The 20,311-nt window shown below is 39.9% G+C and carries 16 protein-coding genes; 11 read left to right on the forward strand and 5 right to left on the reverse strand.

What is annotated here, in order from left to right; all coding sequences use genetic code 11:
• The first annotated feature begins 158 nt into the window (after window positions 1-158).
• The 4 genes from A1D25_RS06290 (at window position 159) to A1D25_RS06305 (ending at window position 8,685) form a co-directional block, all read left to right on the forward strand.
• Entirely contained in the window at window positions 159-2,771 is a 2,613-nt protein-coding gene (locus tag A1D25_RS06290; RefSeq protein ID WP_157394842.1) for a type I restriction-modification system subunit M, read from the forward strand.
• 9 nt (window positions 2,772-2,780) lie between these two features.
• Window positions 2,781-4,019, forward strand: a complete 1,239-nt coding sequence (locus A1D25_RS06295) for a restriction endonuclease subunit S (RefSeq protein WP_157394843.1) — start codon at window positions 2,781-2,783, stop codon at window positions 4,017-4,019.
• 18 nt (window positions 4,020-4,037) lie between these two features.
• A complete protein-coding gene (locus tag A1D25_RS06300) occupies window positions 4,038-5,501 on the forward strand; it encodes an ATP-binding protein (protein WP_157394844.1) in 1,464 nt (487 codons plus the stop codon).
• A 112-nt stretch (window positions 5,502-5,613) separates the two neighbouring features.
• Complete coding sequence (locus A1D25_RS06305) at window positions 5,614-8,685, forward strand: type I restriction endonuclease subunit R, EcoR124 family (protein ID WP_157394845.1); 3,072 nt, start codon at window positions 5,614-5,616, stop codon at window positions 8,683-8,685.
• Window positions 8,686-9,147: 462 nt separating this feature from the next.
• On the opposite strand, the gene A1D25_RS06310 is transcribed toward A1D25_RS06305, so the two are convergent.
• The 4 genes from A1D25_RS06310 to A1D25_RS06325 all read right to left on the reverse strand — a co-directional run bounded on the left by A1D25_RS06310 (window position 9,148) and on the right by A1D25_RS06325 (window position 12,125).
• A complete protein-coding gene (locus A1D25_RS06310) occupies window positions 9,148-10,011 on the reverse strand; it encodes a DUF4231 domain-containing protein (RefSeq protein ID WP_157394846.1) in 864 nt (287 codons plus the stop codon).
• Between the two features lie 16 nt (window positions 10,012-10,027).
• Window positions 10,028-10,498, reverse strand: coding sequence for a TIR domain-containing protein (locus A1D25_RS06315; protein ID WP_157394847.1), 471 nt, complete (start codon window positions 10,496-10,498; stop codon window positions 10,028-10,030).
• Between the two features lie 158 nt (window positions 10,499-10,656).
• Window positions 10,657-10,944, reverse strand: coding sequence for an MDR/zinc-dependent alcohol dehydrogenase-like family protein (locus A1D25_RS06320; RefSeq protein WP_420825107.1), 288 nt, complete (start codon window positions 10,942-10,944; stop codon window positions 10,657-10,659).
• Window positions 10,945-11,216: 272 nt separating this feature from the next.
• A complete protein-coding gene (locus A1D25_RS06325) occupies window positions 11,217-12,125 on the reverse strand; it encodes a LysR family transcriptional regulator (RefSeq protein ID WP_157394848.1) in 909 nt (302 codons plus the stop codon).
• A gap of 130 nt (window positions 12,126-12,255) precedes the next feature.
• Here A1D25_RS06325 and A1D25_RS06330 point away from each other — a divergent pair, with 130 nt between their 5' ends.
• From A1D25_RS06330 to A1D25_RS06350, 5 genes are all read left to right on the forward strand, one after another.
• Entirely contained in the window at window positions 12,256-13,206 is a 951-nt protein-coding gene (locus A1D25_RS06330) for an aldo/keto reductase (RefSeq protein ID WP_157394849.1), read from the forward strand.
• An 87-nt stretch (window positions 13,207-13,293) separates the two neighbouring features.
• Window positions 13,294-14,418, forward strand: a complete 1,125-nt coding sequence (locus A1D25_RS06335; RefSeq protein WP_240327117.1) for an amidohydrolase family protein — start codon at window positions 13,294-13,296, stop codon at window positions 14,416-14,418.
• A 26-nt stretch (window positions 14,419-14,444) separates the two neighbouring features.
• The gene (locus A1D25_RS06340) at window positions 14,445-15,146 is read left to right on the forward strand and encodes a putative quinol monooxygenase (protein WP_157394851.1); all 702 of its coding nucleotides are present in this window, start codon (window positions 14,445-14,447) and stop codon (window positions 15,144-15,146) included.
• A 106-nt stretch (window positions 15,147-15,252) separates the two neighbouring features.
• Window positions 15,253-15,804, forward strand: coding sequence for an NAD(P)H-dependent oxidoreductase (locus A1D25_RS06345; RefSeq protein WP_157394852.1), 552 nt, complete (start codon window positions 15,253-15,255; stop codon window positions 15,802-15,804).
• A gap of 18 nt (window positions 15,805-15,822) precedes the next feature.
• Complete coding sequence (locus tag A1D25_RS06350; protein WP_157394853.1) at window positions 15,823-16,122, forward strand: YciI family protein; 300 nt, start codon at window positions 15,823-15,825, stop codon at window positions 16,120-16,122.
• 99 nt (window positions 16,123-16,221) lie between these two features.
• On the opposite strand, the gene A1D25_RS06355 is transcribed toward A1D25_RS06350, so the two are convergent.
• Window positions 16,222-17,559 (reverse strand): anaerobic C4-dicarboxylate transporter, encoded by a 1,338-nt coding sequence (locus A1D25_RS06355; protein ID WP_157394854.1) that lies wholly within the window; start codon window positions 17,557-17,559, stop codon window positions 16,222-16,224.
• Between the two features lie 165 nt (window positions 17,560-17,724).
• On the opposite strand from A1D25_RS06355, the gene aphA reads away from it, so the two are divergent.
• Together aphA and A1D25_RS06365 are read left to right on the forward strand one after the other, a co-directional pair.
• Window positions 17,725-18,447 carry an acid phosphatase AphA gene (gene aphA, locus A1D25_RS06360; protein WP_157394855.1) on the forward strand — a complete coding sequence of 241 codons (723 nt, stop codon included), beginning with the start codon at window positions 17,725-17,727 and terminating at the stop codon, window positions 18,445-18,447.
• 227 nt (window positions 18,448-18,674) lie between these two features.
• Window positions 18,675-20,096 carry a sucrose-specific PTS transporter subunit IIBC gene (locus tag A1D25_RS06365; RefSeq protein WP_157394856.1) on the forward strand — a complete coding sequence of 474 codons (1,422 nt, stop codon included), beginning with the start codon at window positions 18,675-18,677 and terminating at the stop codon, window positions 20,094-20,096.
• Window positions 20,097-20,311 lie beyond the last annotated feature (215 nt).

A 20,311-nucleotide genomic window follows, 5' to 3' on the forward strand; every position in this document is an offset into this window, starting at 1 on the left:
GGAATTGGCTAGGTAAATCCCCCCTAAACCCACGCTTTCAAAATCTCTTCCAGCAAATCAAACACCTTAATTACTCTGGTGATGGCAAGCAACATAAAATGATAAATTCCCTTATGAAATATGCTATCATTTTCAAAATTAACCTTTGAGATAAGACAATGAACAAACAACAACTTGCCACCAAAATCTGGCAGTCTGCCAACAAAATGCGTTCAAAAATTGAAGCGAACGAATATAAAGACTACATTTTAGGCTTTATTTTTTATAAATTTCTATCGGATAAATTAGAAAAATTCGTTATGAACGAAGGTATGGAGCGAGTAGAGTTTGCCGAGCAACTCACCGAAGATGGCGAATTGGTGGAATACATCAAAAATAACATCGGCTATTTTATCAGCCACGAGCATCTGTTTTCTACTTGGCTGGCACAAGGTTCAGACTTTAACATCGCCCACGTCCGCACGGCGATGAGTGCTTTTAGCCGAAACATCGCCCCAAGTTATAACGCTGTATTTGACGGTATTTTTAAAACTTTGGAATCAGGCTTAAGCAAACTTGGCGATACCGCCACCAGTCAAACCACTGCCGTTAAAGACCTGTTTGTATTGATTGCCGACATTCCCATGGACGGCAAACAAGGCTATGACGTGCTGGGCTTTATTTATGAATACCTTATCGGCATGTTTGCGGCAAACGCAGGCAAAAAAGCAGGCGAGTTTTATACACCGCACGAAGTATCGCTTTTGATGTCGGAAATCATCGCCGACCACCTGAAAGACCGTGATGAAATCAGCATTTACGACCCAACCAGTGGTTCAGGTTCACTGCTGATTAACATCGGGCACAGTGTCGCCAAACATCTCAAAAGCCCAAACAGTATCAAATACTATGCCCAAGAACTCAAAGAAAACACCTTTAACCTAACACGCATGAACCTTGTGATGCGTGGCATTTTGCCGAGCAACATTTTTACACGCAATGCCGACACCTTAGAAGACGACTGGCCGTTAGAAGGCGACCCCTTGTATCTGGATGCTGTCGTCTCTAATCCGCCTTATTCCCAGCCGTGGAACCCAAAAGATAAAGAAAGCGACCCGCGTTACAAACGCTTTGGTGTAGCTCCGCAAGCCAAAGCCGATTTTGCCTTTTTATTGCACGATTTATACCATCTCAAACCCAACGGCATGATGACCATCGTACTGCCGCACGGCGTACTGTTTCGCGGGGGCGAAGAAGAAAAAATCCGCAAAAACCTGATTGAATATAACCACATAGATGCCATTATCGGCTTGCCTGCCAACATCTTTTTTGGTACAGGTATTCCCACCATCATCATCGTCTTACGCCAAGAACGTGAACGTGATGACGTACTGATGATTGATGCGTCCAAGTATTTTATCAAAGTAGGCAAAAACAACCACCTGCAAGCCAGCGACATCAAACGCATTGTTGATTGTGTTACCCATCGCCGAGAACTGCCCAAATTCTCCCGTATCGTACCCAAAAGCGAAATTGTCGCCAACGGCTATAATCTGAACATTCCACGCTATGTGGATTCTGCCGAACCTGCGGAACAATGGGATATTTTTGCTACCATGAACGGTGGCATACCCAAAAGCGAACTTGTGCAATTTGCCGAATATTGGCAAGCATTTGACGGCTTACAAAACGCACTTTTTGCCGATAATGGCACGCCTTATGTCGAGCTTAAAGTAGATAGCATCAAACAAGCCATGTTACAGCACCCAAGCGTTCAGCATTATCAAGAGCAATTTGCCCAAAACTTTGCCGATTTCACCGCTTGCCTAGAAAACACACTGATAGCGCCGATGACCACGCTTAATATCGCCCAAACCAAAATCCAGCTTGCCGAACTTCTCCGCCAAAAAGTGCAAGCCGTACCATTGCTTGATTTTTATACCGCCTATCAAAAGCTAGACGACCTGTGGCGGGCAGACGCATCGGGCATCGCCGCCGATTTGGAAATGATACAGACCGAAGGCAAACAAGCCATTAAACAAGTCGATCCGTTTATGGTCATCAAAAAAGACAGCAAAACCAAAAAAGAAGCCGAAGTGCAAGACGGCTGGGTAGGGCATATTTTGCCTTTTGAACTGGTACAAAAAGCCAAACTGCCCAAGCAATTGGCAGACTTAACCCAAAAAGAAAACCGCCTAGCCCAAATCAGTGCCGAAATGCAAAGCCTGATAGAAAACCTAAGCGAAGAAGACAAAGCCAGCACCGCCGTAAACGAAGAAGGCGACGGCTTTATCAATGCCGAAATTCCCAAAGCCCTACAGCAAGAACTGATTGCCGAAGGCGTTCATATCACCAAAAAGGCTGAATTAGAGCAAGCCATTAACCGCCACCGTTTTAGCGAAGAGAGCTTAGGAGCAAAACTGCAAAAAGCCTATCAACTGCTCGCCGAAGAAAAAACCCTAAAAGCCCAAATCAAAACCGACAGTGCCAAACTGCACGCCGACACCAAAACCGCCATAGAAAACCTAAGCGATGATGAAGCGATGGATTTACTTCGCCAAAAATGGATAGAGCCACTAGACCAAGCCATGCACAGGCTACCTGAAGCCTTGCTTGCCAATTTCAGCCAAAAACTCACCGCCCTGTGCGACAAATACGCTGACACCTATCAAGACATCAACGAGCGTAAACAGCACAGTGCCGAGCAACTATCACAGATGATGAACGAACTGACAGGCGATGATTTTGACCTGCAAGGCATCAAAGCATGGCAAGCGGTATTAAAGGCGTAGGAGAATACGATGAGCAAACAACAAACGCCGAATATACGCTTTCAAGGGTTTAGTGGGGATTGGGAAGAGAAGACGTTGGGGGATATTTTTGAAATTTCTTCTGCCAGTCGAGTGTTAAAAGAGCAATGGCAAAAAGAAGGAGTTCCATTTTTTAGAACAAGTGATGTTGTTGCCGCCTTTAAAGGAGAAAATAACGAAAAAGCATTTATTTCTTTTGAGCTGTTTGAAGATTTGTCCAAAAAATCAGGGCGACCACAAAAAGGAGATTTGTTAGTTACGGGTGGCGGATCAATTGGAATACCATTTTTAATTAGCAATGACAATCCAATTTACTTTAAAGATGCCGACCTTTTATGGTTTAAATCCGCAGAAAAAACAGATGGTAATTTTTTATTTTATTCGCTCTTTGGTAAGAAATTTAAAGAGTATTTAAAGTCAATTTCTCATACTGGCACAATTTCTCATTACACTATTGTGCAAGCCAAATGTACACCAATTACACTGCCGTCTGAAACTGAACAAACCCAAATCGGACAATTTTTCCAAACATTAGACCGCTTGATTGCCCAAAGCAAAGCAACCTTAAGCAAAAGCCAACAGCTTAAAAAAGCCATGCTCGCCAAAATGTTCCCTATGGCAGGCGAAACTGTTCCCCAAATCCGCTTTAAAGGCTTTACAGGGGCATGGGAACGGAAAAAGCTGGGGGAGATTGCGGATATAGTTCGTGGTGCAAGTCCACGCCCAATTCAAGATCCGAAATGGTTTGATGATAGTTCTGATATTGGTTGGTTGCGGATTTCCGATGTAACTGCCCAAAATGGGCGTATTCATTACTTGGAGCAAAAAATTTCAAAAGCAGGGCAAGAAAATACTCGTGTGCTTGAAGAACCGCATTTACTGTTAAGTATTGCCGCTTCCGTTGGTAAACCTGTTATCAACTATGTTAAAACAGGCGTTCACGATGGATTTCTTATTTTTAGAAGTCCTGATTTTGAATTGGAATTTATGTTTCAATATTTGGATAGCTTTGTTGAAAGCTGGCAGTGTTATGGACAGCCTGGTACACAAGTTAATCTGAATTCGGATATTGTGAAAAATGCGGATTTTTTTATTCCGCCAACCCCCGAAGAACAAACCGCCATCGGCAATTTTTTCCGCCAATTAGACGACACCATCACCTTACAACAAGCCGAACTTGCCAAATTAACCCAACTTAAAAAAGCCCTACTTGCTGTGATGTTGGTGTAGGGTGTAAAAGAGATAAAAATGAATTATTCAATAGATGAAATAACGACTAGAAAAGAAGATGCGTTTTTTGACCGCAAAAGTGCCAAAGTTACCCCAAAAGATTTGTTAAGGCATTTTATCGCCTTTGCCAATGCTGGTGGCGGTACTTTGGTGATTGGCGTAGAAGATGATGGCGAAATCACAGGTTTTAAACACCCAAAGGCACACCAAGCGGAAGATTTTTTGCATTATCTGCGTTCAGTGCAAAATATGCCGATTGCTTGCTCACATACCTTATTTCCTGTGCAAAACAACAGGGGAGAAGAAGATAATTTACTGATATTTGAAATCTTGCCTTCTATTGATAGAGTGATTGAAGGTAATGACGGCACAGCTTATTTAAGGTCAAGTGATAAATCAATCGCATTAAGCTATGAACAAAGACAACAATTGGAATTTGATAAAGGACAGCGTTCTTTTGAAGATGGTATTGTGGCAGATGCGGTATTTGAAGATGATCTGGATTTTGAGTTGTTGCAACGTTACAAGTTGCATTTAAAAACCGAATTAAGCATTCGGGAGATTCTAAAAGCCAGAAACCTTTTGACCGCCAAAAATCAATTAACGAATGCGTGTATTTTGTTGTTTGGTAATAATCCGACTAAGTTTTTCCCCAATGCCAGAGTAAAGTTTTTGCGTTATGATGGTAATGCCTTACAAACAGGAATGAATTTTAATGTGGTAAAAGAATTTGTGCTTGAAGATGCTATTCCCAATATGATTGGTAAAATCCGTGATGTGGTCAATTCGCAATTGCGTGAGTTTCAGTCTTTGAATGAATATGGTGTATTTCAGCGTGTAGCGGAATATCCTGAATTTGCGTGGTTTGAAGGTGTGGTAAATGCTTTGACCCACCGCAATTACAGTCATCAGGGCGATTATATCCGTATTTCTATGTATGATGACCGCTTGGAAATATTTAGCCCCGGCAAATTGCCTAATGTGGTTACTTTGGAAAATATGCAATACACAAGATATTCAAGAAATCCACGCATTGCTCGTGTGATGTTTGAGTTTGGTTGGGTAAAAGAATTGAACGAAGGCGTGAAGCGTATTTTTAATGAAATGGAGCAGTTTTTATTAAAAATGCCTACCTACGAAGAACCTAATGGCAATGCGTTGAAACTGGTACTAGAGAATAACATTATTCAGCGTAATTTAAGGCAGATGGAGCAGATTTCGGCAATATTGAGCGAAGATGTGATGAGTGAACTTACACCAAATGAGCTGGTGATTGTGCATTATATGTATCTAAATGAAACCATTACAGTCAAAATCGCCGCCGAGAAACTTGAGAGAAGTCCGCCAATTGCTCGCCGAGTATTAAAAAGCCTGCAACAGAAAAATATTTTAATTTGGCATGGCTTGCATAAACAAGACCCAACACAATACTTTACGCTCAATGTACCGCCAAAAAAGATGAGTGTGCCTAGTGCTTGGTAGTAGTTGGTAGTAGTTTCTAGTAGTTTCTAGTAGTTTCTAGTAGTTTCTAGTAGTTTCTAGTAGTTTCTAGTAGTTTCTAGTAGTTAGACTGCCTGAAAAAGCAGGAGAAAAAATGTTTAACAAAGAAAACGATTTTGAAAACGCACTTATCGCCCTTTTGGCAACTAAAGGTTGGGAAAAAGACGTTTTAAATTACCCTGATGAAGAAGCCTTAATCGCCAACTGGCAAAAGCATTTGGATAAAACCAACTGCCATATTGATAAGCTTGATGTGCCACTTATTCGCTCGGAAATGAGTCAGATTTTAGAGCAAGTGCAAATCCTAAAAACGCCTTATGCCTTAAATGAATTTATCAATGGTAAAACGGTAGCGATTAAGCGTGAAAACGAACAAAGCCGTCATTTTGGCAAAGAAATTTCACTGGATATTTTTGACCGTGAAGAGATTTCGGCAGGCAAAAGCCGTTATCAAATCGCAAGACAGCCACGTTTTAGCCCACGTTCGGACTTATACCCAAAACAACGTGGCGATTTGATGCTCTTGATTAACGGTATGCCGATGTTTCATATTGAGCTTAAGCGTTCAGGCGTGCCGATTAGCCAAGCGACCAATCAGATTGAACGGTATCATAAGGCAGGGGCGTTTTCAGGGATTTTTAGCCTTGTACAGATTTTTGTGGCGATGTCGCCTGAAGAATGTCGCTATTTTGCCAACAGCAGTAAGCTAAACCCTGCGTTTTATTTTCGTTGGGCGGATTTTAATAATCAGTATATCAATGATTGGGATAAGATAGCGACACATTTTTTGTCCATTCCGATGGCTCATCAGTTTATCGGTGATTACACCATTGCCGACAGTAAAGACGGACAGCTCAAAGTACTCAGAAGCTATCAGTATTATGCGGTGAATAAAATCGCCGATACAGTAGCCAAAACTGACTGGACAGCAGGCAATCAGCGTGGTGGCTATATTTGGCATACCACAGGCTCAGGCAAAACGATGTCTAGCTTTAAGTCGGCTCAGCTTATCAGTCGCCGTAAAGATGCCGATAAAGTGGTGTTTTTGCTTGACCGTATTGAACTTGGCGAGCAGTCGTTGGAAGAGTATCAGAATTTTGCCGACAGTGAAAAAGATGTACAGGCGACAGAAAATACCGCCATTTTGCTTGCCAAGCTCAAAAGCAGTGCTGACAGCGACCGCTTGATTGTTACGTCTATCCAAAAAATGAGCAATATCCAAGCCGAAGAAGGCATCAATGAAGCCGATATTGCCAAGATTAGTGCCAAACGACTGGTGTTTATCATAGATGAAGCCCACCGTACCACTTTTGGCGATATGCTTTTAACCATTAAAAAAACCTTTACTAATGCCATTTTTTTTGGCTTTACAGGTACGCCGATTGAAAGCGAAAACGCCAAGAAAAATGCGACTACCGCCACGATTTTTGGCGATGAATTGCACCGTTATTCCATTGCTGATGGCATTCGTGATGAGAATGTACTGGGCTTTCATCTGTTTCATATCAGCACGTTTAAAGACAGCGATTTACGCCGTGCCGTTGCTTTACAAGAAGCCAAAGCCAAAAGTGAGAGCGAAGTGTTTGCCGATGAAGCCAAGAAAAAAGTCTATAACCGCTTGATGAATGATGTGCCGATGGCAGGCGATAACGACAGCAAAGGCAAATACCAAAAAGGCATTGAAGATTATATTCCCAAAGAACAATATCAAACCGATGAACACATCAATGCAGTGATTGACGATATGCTGGACAACTGGGTGCGTCTAAGTCAAGGCAAAAAATATCACGCTATTTTCGCCACCAGTTCAATCCCTGAAGCGGTGAATTATTACTGTTTGATTAAGGCAAGAAATTCAGGACTGAAACTGACCGCACTTTTTGACCCCAATATTCTAAACGATGAAAAAGGTAGCGATAAAGAAGCGTGGATTGCCGAGATTTTGGCGGATTATAACGCCCAATTTGATACCAATTTTGGCTATGCCACTTATGCTAAGTTCAAAACAGATTTGACTTGGCGACTATCTCACAAAGAAACCTATAAAAATATCAAAGCTGATGAGCAGTTGGATTTGTTGATTGTGGTGGATCAAATGCTCACAGGTTTTGACAGCAAATGGGTTAATACGCTTTATTTGGATAAACTGTTGGATTATGCCAATCTGATTCAGGCATTTTCACGCACCAACCGCCTATGCGACAAAACAGACAAGCCTTTTGGCTTGATTCGCTATTACCGCAAACCGCATACGATGAAACGCAACATTGAGCGTGCGGTAAAACTGTATTCAGGCGACCGCCCAAGAGGGCTTTTTGTGGATAATTTGGATTGTTTTATCCATAAAATGAATGATGCTTTTGCTGAAATTGCCGATATTTTCAAATGTGCAGGGCAGGCGGATTTTGCAAAAAATCCTGATGATATTACCGCTTGTGGCAAATTTATCAAGCTGTTTAATCAGCTTAATGACCATTTGCAATCGGCTCGCTTACTGGGCTTTGGGTGGGATAAATTAAGCTACGATGTCAAGCAGGAAGACGACAGCGTTATCACTGCTACATTGAATTTTGACCAAGCAACCTACGACAAACTGCTGGCTCGTTATAAAGATTTGTATGAAGAAGGCAGTGGTGGCGGTGGCTCTGATGCTGTGCCGTTTGATTTGCGTTCGCACATCAATGAAATTGAAACCGATAAAATTGACCAAGATTATATGAATGGTCGTTTTGAAAAATGGCTCAAAGCTATCGGTGGAGTAGAAGAAATTACCGCTTTAGAAGAGTTGCACCACTCTTTTGCCACGTTAAGCAAAGAAGACCAAAAATTCGCCGAGCAGTTTTTGCACGATGTGCAATCAGGCGATGTTCAGCTTAACCCTGATATGACATTGAGCGACTACATCACTGACTACAAACAAAAATCTGTCAATGACCAAGTACAACAAATTATAGAAGGTTTGGGTTTGAACGGCGATTTATTACAAATGATGATGGCAAGAAAATATACCCCAGAAAATATAGACTTAGGCAAGCTAACCGAGCTAAAAAATTCGGTAGATAAAGAAAAGGCGAAAGTTTATTTTGGCGAAGCCAGAATGATTTTTTTAAGCAAAAAAATTGATGAGTTTTTGCGTAAGGTTTTGGTGGGCTGGGGGAAAATTTAGGCGGTTGGCGTTGTCGAACATGGGGTCGGTCAAAAAACGATGCCTGTCCAATTCTAAAATAGCGGTGGCGTGTCCAAACCAATAATAGGCGAAGTTTTGGCTGTCCAAAACTGATTTTATCCAATAAAATCATTAGCAAACGTCCGTTTGGGGTGTAACCATCAAAGCGAATAAAACCGCTTTTGCCTGTGGCTTGGTTGGGGTAATGGAGTAAATTATCGGTATAAAGGTTCACAAATTGCCCGTTTTTATCATAGGGCAACTGGGTAAAACGGCTTTAGTCAGGCAATGCACCCAAATTGTGATAGAGCATTATGCCTAAAATGGTGATGATAAGCGTGAGTATGCCCAAAGTGGCTAGGGTGAATTTAAGGAGTTTTTTTAAAATGGGTTTCATCATACATTGAATAAATCAAACCATTAGGAGTTGGGTGTCCTAATGGTTTTGGTTATTCCTGCTCATTACACATCTCTTCTAGCTACCCATTGAGTATGTTCTCGGCTGAACGCATTTTCAGCGTCCCCAACAAATATAGAAAACTCTTCATCTGTTGTAGCATTCAATGATTGTTCGTTAATCAGACTGATTTCATGTGCTGTTAAAGCATAAGAAGCAGATAATTCAGTATATCTTTTCGCTTGTATCCAGCTTAATAAACTGGCAGAAATCGCTATAAAAACATCAATAGGGAAACTTGTTGTCGGGTAAACAATTTTTGCAACAGCTAAAATCACAGAAATGATATTTGAAATTATCAAAATCCAAAAAAACATTTTTGCCTTATCTTTATTAAATTTGGCTTTTTTGGCATACCAAGATAACTGATTTTTTATTCTATGTTCTTGATAGTATTTTTTTCTTTCTTCTAAATTTCTACTTCTATTATTTAGCATTGCAGAAGTAATCTGTTCATCAGCTAAATAATCCGTTAATTGTTGGCAAATTTCTTTATTTTGCTCAACAATTAACTTTAATGAATTGCGAAATTCACTTTTAGCAATATCATCATCGGTTGCTTGAAAAGGCTCTGCTTTTGAAATGTATCTCCAAGTAATTGTTTTAATGGATTCTGCGACCGCTCTACCTGCATACCAATAACGGTCAGGGCGTTCTTTTGCTAAGTAAATTGAACACCCTAATGCAAACAATAGGACACATGCTTGAATGGCATAAGAAATAGGTGTTTGAGAAAATATTAACGGCAATAAAGTTGCTATAATCAAAACTAATAAATGAGTCCCCAAAGCACGAAAAAAATGCTTTTGAGACTTCAAGGAAAGTGAATCTGCTGAACGATATAATGCAGGAAAATCTTTTTCTTCCATAATGAAAACCTATATCTTAATAACCCAAACTTTGATAAACCCAGTCTTTATAAATCCAATTTTCAGAATCTTTTTGCTCCCAGTTTTCCAAAGCATAAGCAATAATTTTTGGAGAAAATGGCACAAAAATTGTGCCAGTATTTTTTAAAATTGCTGGGCAAGTATTTGGGTTCATTTGTCTTGAACCGTCTAAATTAACCGCAATTATGCGACAACCTTTTTCCAATGCAACTTCAATTTCCCAACGAACATATTTATACTTTGATTTCGTGTCTTGTCCAATTAAAGAAATGAAAGTGCCTGCCATATTAATTCTTTCTCGGCATTTTCTTTTGATATAGTCTTCATCTTCAGATTTAATTTCATTTCTTAACTGACAGTCTGTAAAGTTAAAGTCAATATTTGTATTGGCTTTCCAAGCTTGCATTAATCTATAATAATGTAAGTCTGTACTACTAAATCCTACAAAAGCTCGCGGTAATCCCATAAAAAATCTCCAAACCAGACATATAAAGTCAAGATTGGGCATTTTTCTTATTTTTCAAGTCTAAATGAGTAGGAGTTTGATTTCAGATAGCTTGAAAGTTGATTTTTTTAAACAAAAACACCGCCTTTCCCAAGACGGTGTTTTCCCCTACTCCTAAATCACCCCTTCAAACTTCCCATATCAATCACAAAGCGATATTTTACATCGCTCTTTTGTATTCGTTCATAAGCGGTCTTGATGTCTTGCATCGTTATCATTTCCACATCTGGCACGATATGATGCTCTGCACAAAAATCTAGCATTTCTTGGGTCTTGCTAATACCGCCAATCACAGATGCCAAAATGCTACGGCGACCCATAATCATTGGCACGGTGTTAATGGTTTGCGTGAGTTCGCCTGCCAAGCCGACCAGTATCAGCGTGCCGTCCAGTGCCAAAGTCGGCACATAGGGAAAAACCCATTTTGATAAAACAAGGCCTAACTTCGATGGTAGCAATGGCAGGGCTTTGGTGGTTGTGATGAATGCCAATCCAATCTGACCATTTGCCAAAAACTTTTAAAGATTTCCCCAAAACGTCCCCAAAACTTTTAGGGCGTGCCTGTCTTTTGTATTTGCCATGAAAAATAAGAAAAATTTCACGTTTTTTATGTAAAAACGGTTATTTATCGCTAACCTAATTTTAGGCAAATCTCACCGCTTACTATCCCCAAAAGCACCTACACCCCCAACAGCCCCGCTTTTTCCAGTATAAAATCAATCAACGCACGCACTCTGGCTGGTTTTTGATTGTGTTGCAAATAATACAGATACAAAGGTGGAAAATATTTCCAGTGTTGTTCTAGCACAGGGATAAAATTTGACACATCGGGCTGTTGAGCGATGATAGGCTCAAAAACTCGTCCAATACCCAAGCCTTGACGAACAGCGTCCATAACGACTTCAAGATTATTGGCAATCAAGCCAGACGGCATTTCTACCGTGATGTCTTGCCCTTTGTTATTTAGGGTTAGGGGCATTAAGCGGTTAGAAGTGGTAAACCTAAAATTGATCAGTTTGTGTTGGGGGAGGTTGGCGATTCTTTTGGGAATACCATATTGCTTTGCATAAGCAGGCGAAACATACAGCCCCAACCGAAAGGGTTCTAGTAGCTTTTTGGCAACTCGATTTTCTTCAACTTTATCCCCAAAACGAATACCCAAATCAAAATTCTCTTGCAAAATATCCACTGTACCATCATCAATGGCGATTTCTAATTCAATATCAGGGTAGCGTTGGCAGAATTCGGCAAAATGTGGTTTGATAAGTAGCCAATAGGCTATTCTTGGAATGGTGATTCTCAATTTTCCTGATGGCGTACCTTTTAAATCTTGCACTGCTTCAACGGCGACCGAAAGGGATTGCATCGCATCTTGCGTGCTTTCAAATAACCTTGTGCCAGCTTCGGTCAGCTCCATTTTTCTGGTGGTACGATGAAACAGTGGCAAGCCGATATATTGTTCTAGTAGTTTGAGTGATTGACTGACAGATGGCGGTGCAATGTGCAATTTGCGACTTGCGCCTGCAATAGAACCTTCTGCCACAATGGTGTGAAATACCGTTAGATACCCATAAACTGAGCTATTCATTGTTTATCTCATTGTTAGTTTAAATCTAATAATTAATTATAGATTACCCTTCTTATTCTATACAAATGTTTTTTCTATAATAGCCCTGCTTTTAGCGAAATTAATTCATCAAAAATAAAAGGAAAATTCAATGAAATCATTACAGTTACCCAAAGTGATGTTTGGTACTTGGTCTTGGGGTGCAGGAATGTACGGCGGTGATCAGGTATTTGGGCAAGCAATGCAAGCGGAAGATTTAAAGAGTGTATTTGATTTAGCAATCCAAAATGGCTTGAATGCGTTTGATACAGCGACCGCTTATGGCTTAGGTGCGTCAGAAGAGATATTAGCAACGTTGATGAGTGCTTATGATCGCCGTGATGTGATTGTTTCCACAAAATTTACGCCACAGTTAGCCGAAATGTATGAAAACTCTGTGGAAAAAATGTGCGATGCCAGTTTGAAACGATTTGGTACGGATTATTTGGATATTTATTGGATTCATAATCCAATGGATGTAGAACGTTGGACAGTGGGGTTAGTGCCACTATTGCAGTCGGGCAAGGTAAAAGCAGTCGGTGTATCAAATCATAATCTTGAACAAATCCGTCAAGCCAATGCCATTTTAGGCGAGTATGATTTAAAAATATCTGCGGTACAAAACCATTTTAGTTTGCTTTATCGTTCATCTGAACACGCTGGTATTTTGGATTATTGCAAACAACACGACATCACCTTTTTTGCGTATATGACGCTTGAACAAGGGGCGTTAAGTGGTAAATATCATACTCACAACCCTATGCCATCAGGCAGTGGACGGGGCGAAACCTATAATAAAGCTTTACCCCAATTAGAAAAATTGACCGATGCAATGCACGTTATCGGGCAAAAATACAATGCCAATATCGCTCAAATCGCTGTTGCTTATGCTATTAACAAGGGTGCAGTGCCGATTTTGGGGGCAACCAAACCTGAACATATTACTGATGCACTCAATGCTACCCATATTGTGTTAAATGCAAGTGAGATAACCCAATTAGAGCAATTAGCACAGCAGACAGGTGTTGATACTCGTGGTGCGTGGGAATCACCGATGGTATAAAGCAAGAAGCGGTCAGATTAAAGGTATTTTTTGCAAATTTGACCGCTTTAAAATGAGTAAGTGTAGATGATAAATAGACGAAATTTTTTGGCTCTATCAGGAGTAATCGCAGGCGAGATGATGCTATTGAAAGGAAGTTTTGCTGAAACTGGGCATATTGCTAAAACGCAATTACCATCACCATTAAAAATTATTGCAGTTGAAGAACATATTCAAAGCCCAGTGTTAGCCAGAGCATCAATGCCAGCTATTTTACAGCAAGCACCTTATTTAACGGATTGGGGAAAAGATGTGGTAGATAAAGTAACAGATTTAAGTCGTCCACAGGTAATTGCTAGCGATCTTTCCTTGGGTAAACTGTTTGAAATAGGGCAGAATCGTTTAAACGAAATGAATGAATACGGAATAGATATGCAGATGCTTTCTTATGCAGGTATTCCACAAGCCATAGACGGAAAAGAAAGTTTACATATTATTCAGGCTGCAAATAATCATTTAGCGGAAATGGTTAAAAGTAACCCAAATAGATTTGGTGGTTTTGCGACATTACCTTGGCACGATGTAGGAGCTGCTATTGGTGAATTAGAACGCTGTGTAAATGAGCTGGGCTTAAAAGCGGTGCTGATTAATGGCAGACCAAGTATGGATTTTCTCGACCACGAACGTTATTTACCTATTTTGCAGCGTTTGGGTGAATTAGAAATTCCGTTATTTTTACATCCTGGTCTTCCGTTTCACCATATTCAACAAACCTATTATCAAGGGTTTAGTCGGGAAGTTTCTGCTCGTTTTTCTATGTTTGGTTGGGGGTGGCATAATGAATGTGGTATTCAATTAATACGTTTAATTTTGGCTGGTATTTTTGATAAATGCCCTAAATTACAAGTGATTAGTGGACACTGGGGAGAATTAGTACCTTATTATTTACAACGCCTTGATGATAGTATTCCACAAGAAGCCACAGGTTTGAGCCGAACTATTAGTCAAACCTATCGTGAACATATTTATGTTACCCCAAGTGGAATGTTGAGTTTACCCCATTTAGAATTTATTCGAGCATTTATGGGAAGTGAGCGAATTTTATTCTCGGTAGATTATCCTTATCTTTCTCTTAACGGAGCAAGAAAATGGCTTGAAGATTTACCTATCTCACAACAAGAGAAAGAGAATATCGCATTTAGAAACGCGGAACGTTTATTTAAGCTAATCTAAATTTTAGTAACAAAGAGAGTAATCAAATGAAGAAATTATTAACCGCCCTTTTATTTTCAACGGCAATCACCGCCCAAGCTACTCCTATTTTTAATATTTTTGAATTAGGCATACAAGCAGGGCAAGAAGCCCTTTACGATGACGTGGGGACGCATAACATCACCACTTCACTGAAGAATGAAGCGGGGACTTTGGCGATGTATTCTGCCAAGCGAAGTGATATGCCACAAATGGCTTATATGTTTGAAATGTATGCAGATGAATCAGCCTATCAAACGCATATTCAATCGGAACAATATCGTTATTTTTTATCTCGCTCCCCCGATATTTTGACACAGCACAAACGCAAGATTAGCGTTGAACCGTATTTTTTAGCAGATAAAACGATTGAGCAAACCAAAGATACGATAAATCGTTTTGTGATTTTGGATATTAAGTCTGAATATCATCAAGCATTTGCTCAATCGCTAGTGAAAGTGATGAAAAGTGCGATTGATAATGAAGATGGTGTATTAGCGGTTTATGCCTTAAAAGATAAAACAGATAGCCATCGTTGGTATCTGTATGAGATTTACGCCAATGAACAGGCGTATCAAGCACTTCGTCAAACGGCTTACTTTCAAAAATATTTAACACAGACCGCTCAAATGATAGAGCATAGACAAGTTGTTGCTATTGCTCCAAGTTTATTGATGAATAAAGGAAATGTGCGTTTTATTGCGGAGTGATTATTAGTTTAAAGCTAATAATGAATGATAAAATACCTATCTTATCATTATAAATGATGAAGATATAATGTACGCATCTTAAATGATGATGTTAGAGGAAACACCAATGTCAAATGTCTTAATTATTTCGGGACACCCAAATTTAAAACAATCCATTGCTAATCAAGCCATTATTGATGAATTAGCACAGTTATTGCCACAAGCCCACATTCGTAAGCTAGACGAACTTCATCAGCACTATGAATTTGATGTGGCAACAGAGCAGCAAGCATTAGAAAACGCCGATATTATTGTATGGCAAGTACCATTTTATTGGTATGCAATGCCTGCTTTAATGAAAAAATGGCTAGATGATACCTTTGTTCACGGTTTTGCTCACGGATCGGGGGCAAAATTAGCAGGTAAGAAATTATTGGTTTCAATCACCACAGGTGCACCTGATACCGCTTATCAAAAAGATGGATTTTTCCAGCATACGATGGAAGATTATCTGGCTGGTTTTAAAACCACCGCGACACTTTGTCAATTATCTTATTGCGGTGCAATGTGGCTAAATGGCGTAAGCTACGTTGGGCGAGATGAACAAGCTATCTTAGAACAGCAAGCCCAAGCACGCCGTTATGCCAAAGAGCTTGCCAATAAAATCACCACCCTATAAACCAAAAGGACATAACCAATGTATATTATTGATATTGTATTAGATAACAGCAAAATCCCCGCAGAACAAGCCGAAGATTTACTTAATCAGCACCGAACGTGGTTTGCTCAATACCACCGATCAGGACACTTTTTGATGTTAGGTCCTTATCTTGACCAACAATTTGCAGGTGTGGTGATTGCTCAAACACAAGACCGAGCAGAGTTAGATCGTATTTTGCAAGAAGATGTGTATTACCCCACTCAACAAGCGGTTTATACGGTGCGTGAATTTAAAGCGGTAATGGTTGCTGATGCCACACCGTTTAAAGATAAATAGGCATATAGCAAGCGGTGGGATTTCTCTTAATTTTTGTAACTGCAAAATTTTAGGCAAATCTCACCGCTTTATTATTAAATCTTGACTAGTTATCTCGGATTAAATCACAATCTCGGCAACAGCAATACCCACTAAGCAAGCTACGACGACACCAATCAAACCTGGCATCATAAAACTGTGGTTGAAGTAGTATTTACCAATTTTGGTTGTGCCTGTTACGTCAAAGTTTACTGTTGCAATATCAGATGGATAGTTCGGGATAAAGAAGTAAGCGTAAGTTGCTGGCATCAAACCAATCAATAATGGGGCAGGTAAACCTAGTCCAATCCCCACAGGTAACATCATTACTGCGGTGGCTGCTTGGCTGTTGATCACCACAGATACGGCGAATAGGGCAAGGGCGAATGTCCAAGGATAGGTTTCAACCATACCTGTAATGCCTGCTTTGAATTGTGGCATTGCGTATTGGAAGTAAGTATCACTCATCCACGCAATCCCGAAAATAGCAATCGCTGCAACCATTCCAGATTTAAATACTACGCCGTTTGGTACAGTTTGTGGGTTGGTTTTAGTTGCAAGTAAAATGAGCCCACCAAAGCAGAGCATCATCATTTGAATAATTAATGACATTGAGATAGGTTTGATTTTCTCCCCTGTGCCGACAGTACGAATTTCAGGGAACATAGCGATAACCACGATGACAACGAGCGAGAGCAGGAATAGGTAAACTGCTTTTTTAGCATTAGGTGGCAGTGCATCATTTAAGGTTGTGCTGGTTGTACTGAGAATACGTTCACGCCAAATAGGATCTTGTAAACGGCGTTGATATTCAGGATCGTCTTCTAACTCTTTACCACGACGTAAACTGTAAAGCGAAAGTGCCACAGTACCAGCAAATGTGGCAGGTACGGTAACAGCAATAATGCTTAATAGGGTAACGTGTTCAAAGCCTGGTAAAGCGGATATTTTCGCAAGATAAAATACCACTGCCGCAGAAAGTGGGCTAGATGTGATTGCTAATTGAGATGCCACAGAAGCTGCAGCCATAGGGCGTTCTGGACGGATCTTATTTTTAAGTGCTACGTCTGCAATAATTGGCATTACAGAATAGACAGAATGACCCGTTCCAAGCATAAATGTCATTACATAAGTAACTAATGGCCCGAGCAATGTTACACGTTTAGGATTTTTACGCAGAATTTTTTCTGCCACTTGTAACATAAATTTTAAGCCTCCCGCTGCCTCTAAAATAGATGCACAGGTTACAACGGCTAAAATAATCAGCATTACATCAATGGGTGCTTTTCCGACAGGCATTCGAAGGATAAAAACTTCTACCACCAATCCAATTCCAGATACCACCCCTAAACCAATGCCGCCGTAGCGGCTTCCTGCATATAAAAATGCAAGTAATAGTAGAAACTCAAAATAGAGCATATTGACCTCGTTAAAATTAAAAAACTGACGCTATTTTACATTCAATTATTTTTATTTCCGAATACATAGTTTTAACTAAATCAAAGAAATTGAAAATTATTTATTGAGAAGGAAAAATGGGCTGATTAGAATAGCTACCCTTTACTTAACTATTCGGAGTTTACAATGAAATTACTTACCAAAACGACAATGGCAACTATTCTTGGGCTAGTTATGGCTGTTTCTGCACAAGCAGCACCGAAAGAGCCTTATACTCAAGCTGGGTTTAATACAAGACAAGCAGAAGAGCAACAAGCTCCGATCCATTGGGTTTCAATCGCACAAATTAAAGAAAGTTTGAAAGATAAGCCACCAATGAATGTTAGCTTTGATATTGATGATACGGTATTAGCGAGCAGTGGCTGTTTCTATTACGGTAAAGAGAAGTATTCGCCAAATGATTATAGTTATCTGAAAAATCAAGATTTCTGGGACGAGATCAATGCAGGTTGTGATAAATACTCTATTCCAAAACAGGTTGCAAAAGAGCTTATTGATATGCACCAAGAGCGTGGCGATCAAATCTTCTTTATTACAGGTCGCACAGCAGGTAAAGACGATCAAGTTACCCCGTTGTTAGCAAAAACATTTAATGTAAAAAATATGCAACCTGTTAATTTTATGGGCGGACACGGTCAAGAACAATTAAAGACCAAATACAATAAAGCAGCAGGTATCTTAAAACATAATGTACAGTTACATTATGGCGATAGTGATGATGATATTCTTGCTGCTAAGGAAGCGGGTATTCGTGGTATTCGAGTATTACGAGCGACAAATTCAACCTATACCCCTTTCCCACAAGCAGGCGGTTATGGTGAAGAAGTTATCGTAAATTCTAGCTATTAATTCAGCATCTATTCATTTTTAAGCGGTTAGATATGCTATATTTTTTACAGATCTAACCGCTTTATTCTTCTCTAACATCTCTATTATTTTGCTAAATTTGCTAAAAATGTGATCTGGATTACAAAACTAAAACGTTTTAGCAAATTTTGCTTTTTAAGCTAAAACGTTTTAGTTAGAATGTGTGTGGTTAATTTTTATATTCAACACTCATCAAATAGGTGGTAACTATGAACTTCCCTCAAATTGCTCAGCAAGTAATTGATAAACTTGGTGGCAAAGAAAACATTTCAGCGGCGGCACATTGTGCAACTCGTTTACGTATGGTTGTAAAAGACGAAAGTCTTATTGATAAAGAAGGCATTGAAAATATTGATGGCGTAAAAGGTCAGTTTTCAGTTGCTGGGCAATATCAAATTATTTTCGGTTCAGGTACGGTAAATAAGGTTCACGCTGAATTGACAAAAATGTTAGGCATCGGCGATATGACAACATCAGAAGTTGCTAGTGCTGGGGCAGAAAAACAAAATCCATTACAACGTGCAGTTAAAGGGTTAGCTGACATCTTTGTTCCGATTATCCCAGCTATCGTAGCAGGCGGTTTGCTGATGGGAATTCACTCAATGCTAACGGCAAAAGGGTTCTTTGCTGAAGGAGTAAACGTAGTTGATATGTATCCTGGCATTGCAGATTTAGTTGATTTAATGAATACCTTTGCGAATGCACCGTTTGTATTTTTACCTGTTTTATTAGGCTTTTCTGCAACCCGTAAATTTGGTGGTAACCCATTCTTAGGGGCTGCGTTGGGTATGTTATTAGTTCACCCTGCATTAGCAGATGGCTGGAACTATGCTTTAACGCTCGCAAAAGGTAACATTCAATATTGGAATGTACTTGGTTTAGAAATTGAAAAAGTAGGTTATCAAGGCACTGTTATTCCAACTTTAGTTTCTGCGTGGGTATTAGCAACCTTAGAGAAAGGTTTCCGTAAAATTGTCCCTTCTTTCTTAGATAACTTAATTACTCCGTTATTCTCGTTATTTATCGCAGGCTTCTTAGCATTTACTGTAATTGGGCCTTTAGGTCGTGAAGCTGGCTCATTGATTAGTGCAGGTTTAACGTGGTTATATGATAGTTTAGGCTTTATCGGTGGAGCAATCTTCGGTACTTTCTATGCACCAATTGTTATCACAGGTATGCACCAAACCTTCATTGCAGTAGAAACACAATTATTAGCAGAAGTGGCGAACACTGGCGGTACATTTATCTTCCCAATTGCTGCAATGTCAAACGTGGCACAGGGTGCAGCTTGTTTAGGTGCAGCATTTGTAATGAAAGATGCGAAAACGCGTGGTATCGCAGTGCCTTCTGGTATTTCAGCCTTACTTGGTATTACTGAACCAGCAATGTTTGGGGTAAATTTACGTTTCCGTTATCCATTTATTGCCGCAATGATCGGTGCAGGTGTATCAAGTGCCTTTATCGCATTCTTCAATGTAAAAGCGATTGCATTAGGTGCAGCAGGTTTACCAGGTATTCCATCAATTAAACCTGAGAGTTTAGGTATGTATTGTGTAGGAATGGCAATTTCAGCAGCATTAGCCTTTACCATTACGGTTATTTTGGGTAAACGTGCTCAAGCAAAAGCATAAGAGTTAAATTAAACTGATAAAAAAAACCACCTAATCGTAAGAGAAGGTGGTTTTTTATTGGTGTAATGGACAAAATAGTTGCTGATTTTCCCCATTACACCGATTCTACAACATATCGCTTAGAAACGACCTGTTAAGCTCAACTCTGCACCATAGCGTTTTGAGCCGTAAATGCCACGCTCAATATAAGGCAGGACACTCACTTCCATATTCGG

Source organism: Ursidibacter arcticus (assembly GCF_009761375.1).
In the GTDB taxonomy this organism is placed as follows: Bacteria; Pseudomonadota; Gammaproteobacteria; order Enterobacterales; family Pasteurellaceae; genus Ursidibacter; species Ursidibacter arcticus.

What these genes read in the sequence shown, in the direction of transcription:
- A1D25_RS06365 (WP_157394856.1), top strand. Translation starts at nt 18,675, where the DNA reads ATGAACTTCCCTCAAATTGCTCAGCAAGTAATTGATAAACTTGGTGGC.
- A1D25_RS06305 (WP_157394845.1), top strand. Translation starts at nt 5,614, where the DNA reads ATGTTTAACAAAGAAAACGATTTTGAAAACGCACTTATCGCCCTTTTG.
- A1D25_RS06345 (WP_157394852.1), top strand. Translation starts at nt 15,253, where the DNA reads ATGTCAAATGTCTTAATTATTTCGGGACACCCAAATTTAAAACAATCC.
- A1D25_RS06315 (WP_157394847.1), bottom strand. Translation starts at nt 10,498, where the DNA reads ATGGGATTACCGCGAGCTTTTGTAGGATTTAGTAGTACAGACTTACAT.
- A1D25_RS06330 (WP_157394849.1), top strand. Translation starts at nt 12,256, where the DNA reads ATGAAATCATTACAGTTACCCAAAGTGATGTTTGGTACTTGGTCTTGG.
- aphA (WP_157394855.1), top strand. Translation starts at nt 17,725, where the DNA reads ATGAAATTACTTACCAAAACGACAATGGCAACTATTCTTGGGCTAGTT.
- A1D25_RS06350 (WP_157394853.1), top strand. Translation starts at nt 15,823, where the DNA reads ATGTATATTATTGATATTGTATTAGATAACAGCAAAATCCCCGCAGAA.
- A1D25_RS06310 (WP_157394846.1), bottom strand. Translation starts at nt 10,011, where the DNA reads ATGGAAGAAAAAGATTTTCCTGCATTATATCGTTCAGCAGATTCACTT.
- A1D25_RS06290 (WP_157394842.1), top strand. Translation starts at nt 159, where the DNA reads ATGAACAAACAACAACTTGCCACCAAAATCTGGCAGTCTGCCAACAAA.
- A1D25_RS06325 (WP_157394848.1), bottom strand. Translation starts at nt 12,125, where the DNA reads ATGAATAGCTCAGTTTATGGGTATCTAACGGTATTTCACACCATTGTG.
- A1D25_RS06300 (WP_157394844.1), top strand. Translation starts at nt 4,038, where the DNA reads ATGAATTATTCAATAGATGAAATAACGACTAGAAAAGAAGATGCGTTT.
- A1D25_RS06355 (WP_157394854.1), bottom strand. Translation starts at nt 17,559, where the DNA reads ATGCTCTATTTTGAGTTTCTACTATTACTTGCATTTTTATATGCAGGA.
- A1D25_RS06295 (WP_157394843.1), top strand. Translation starts at nt 2,781, where the DNA reads ATGAGCAAACAACAAACGCCGAATATACGCTTTCAAGGGTTTAGTGGG.
- A1D25_RS06340 (WP_157394851.1), top strand. Translation starts at nt 14,445, where the DNA reads ATGAAGAAATTATTAACCGCCCTTTTATTTTCAACGGCAATCACCGCC.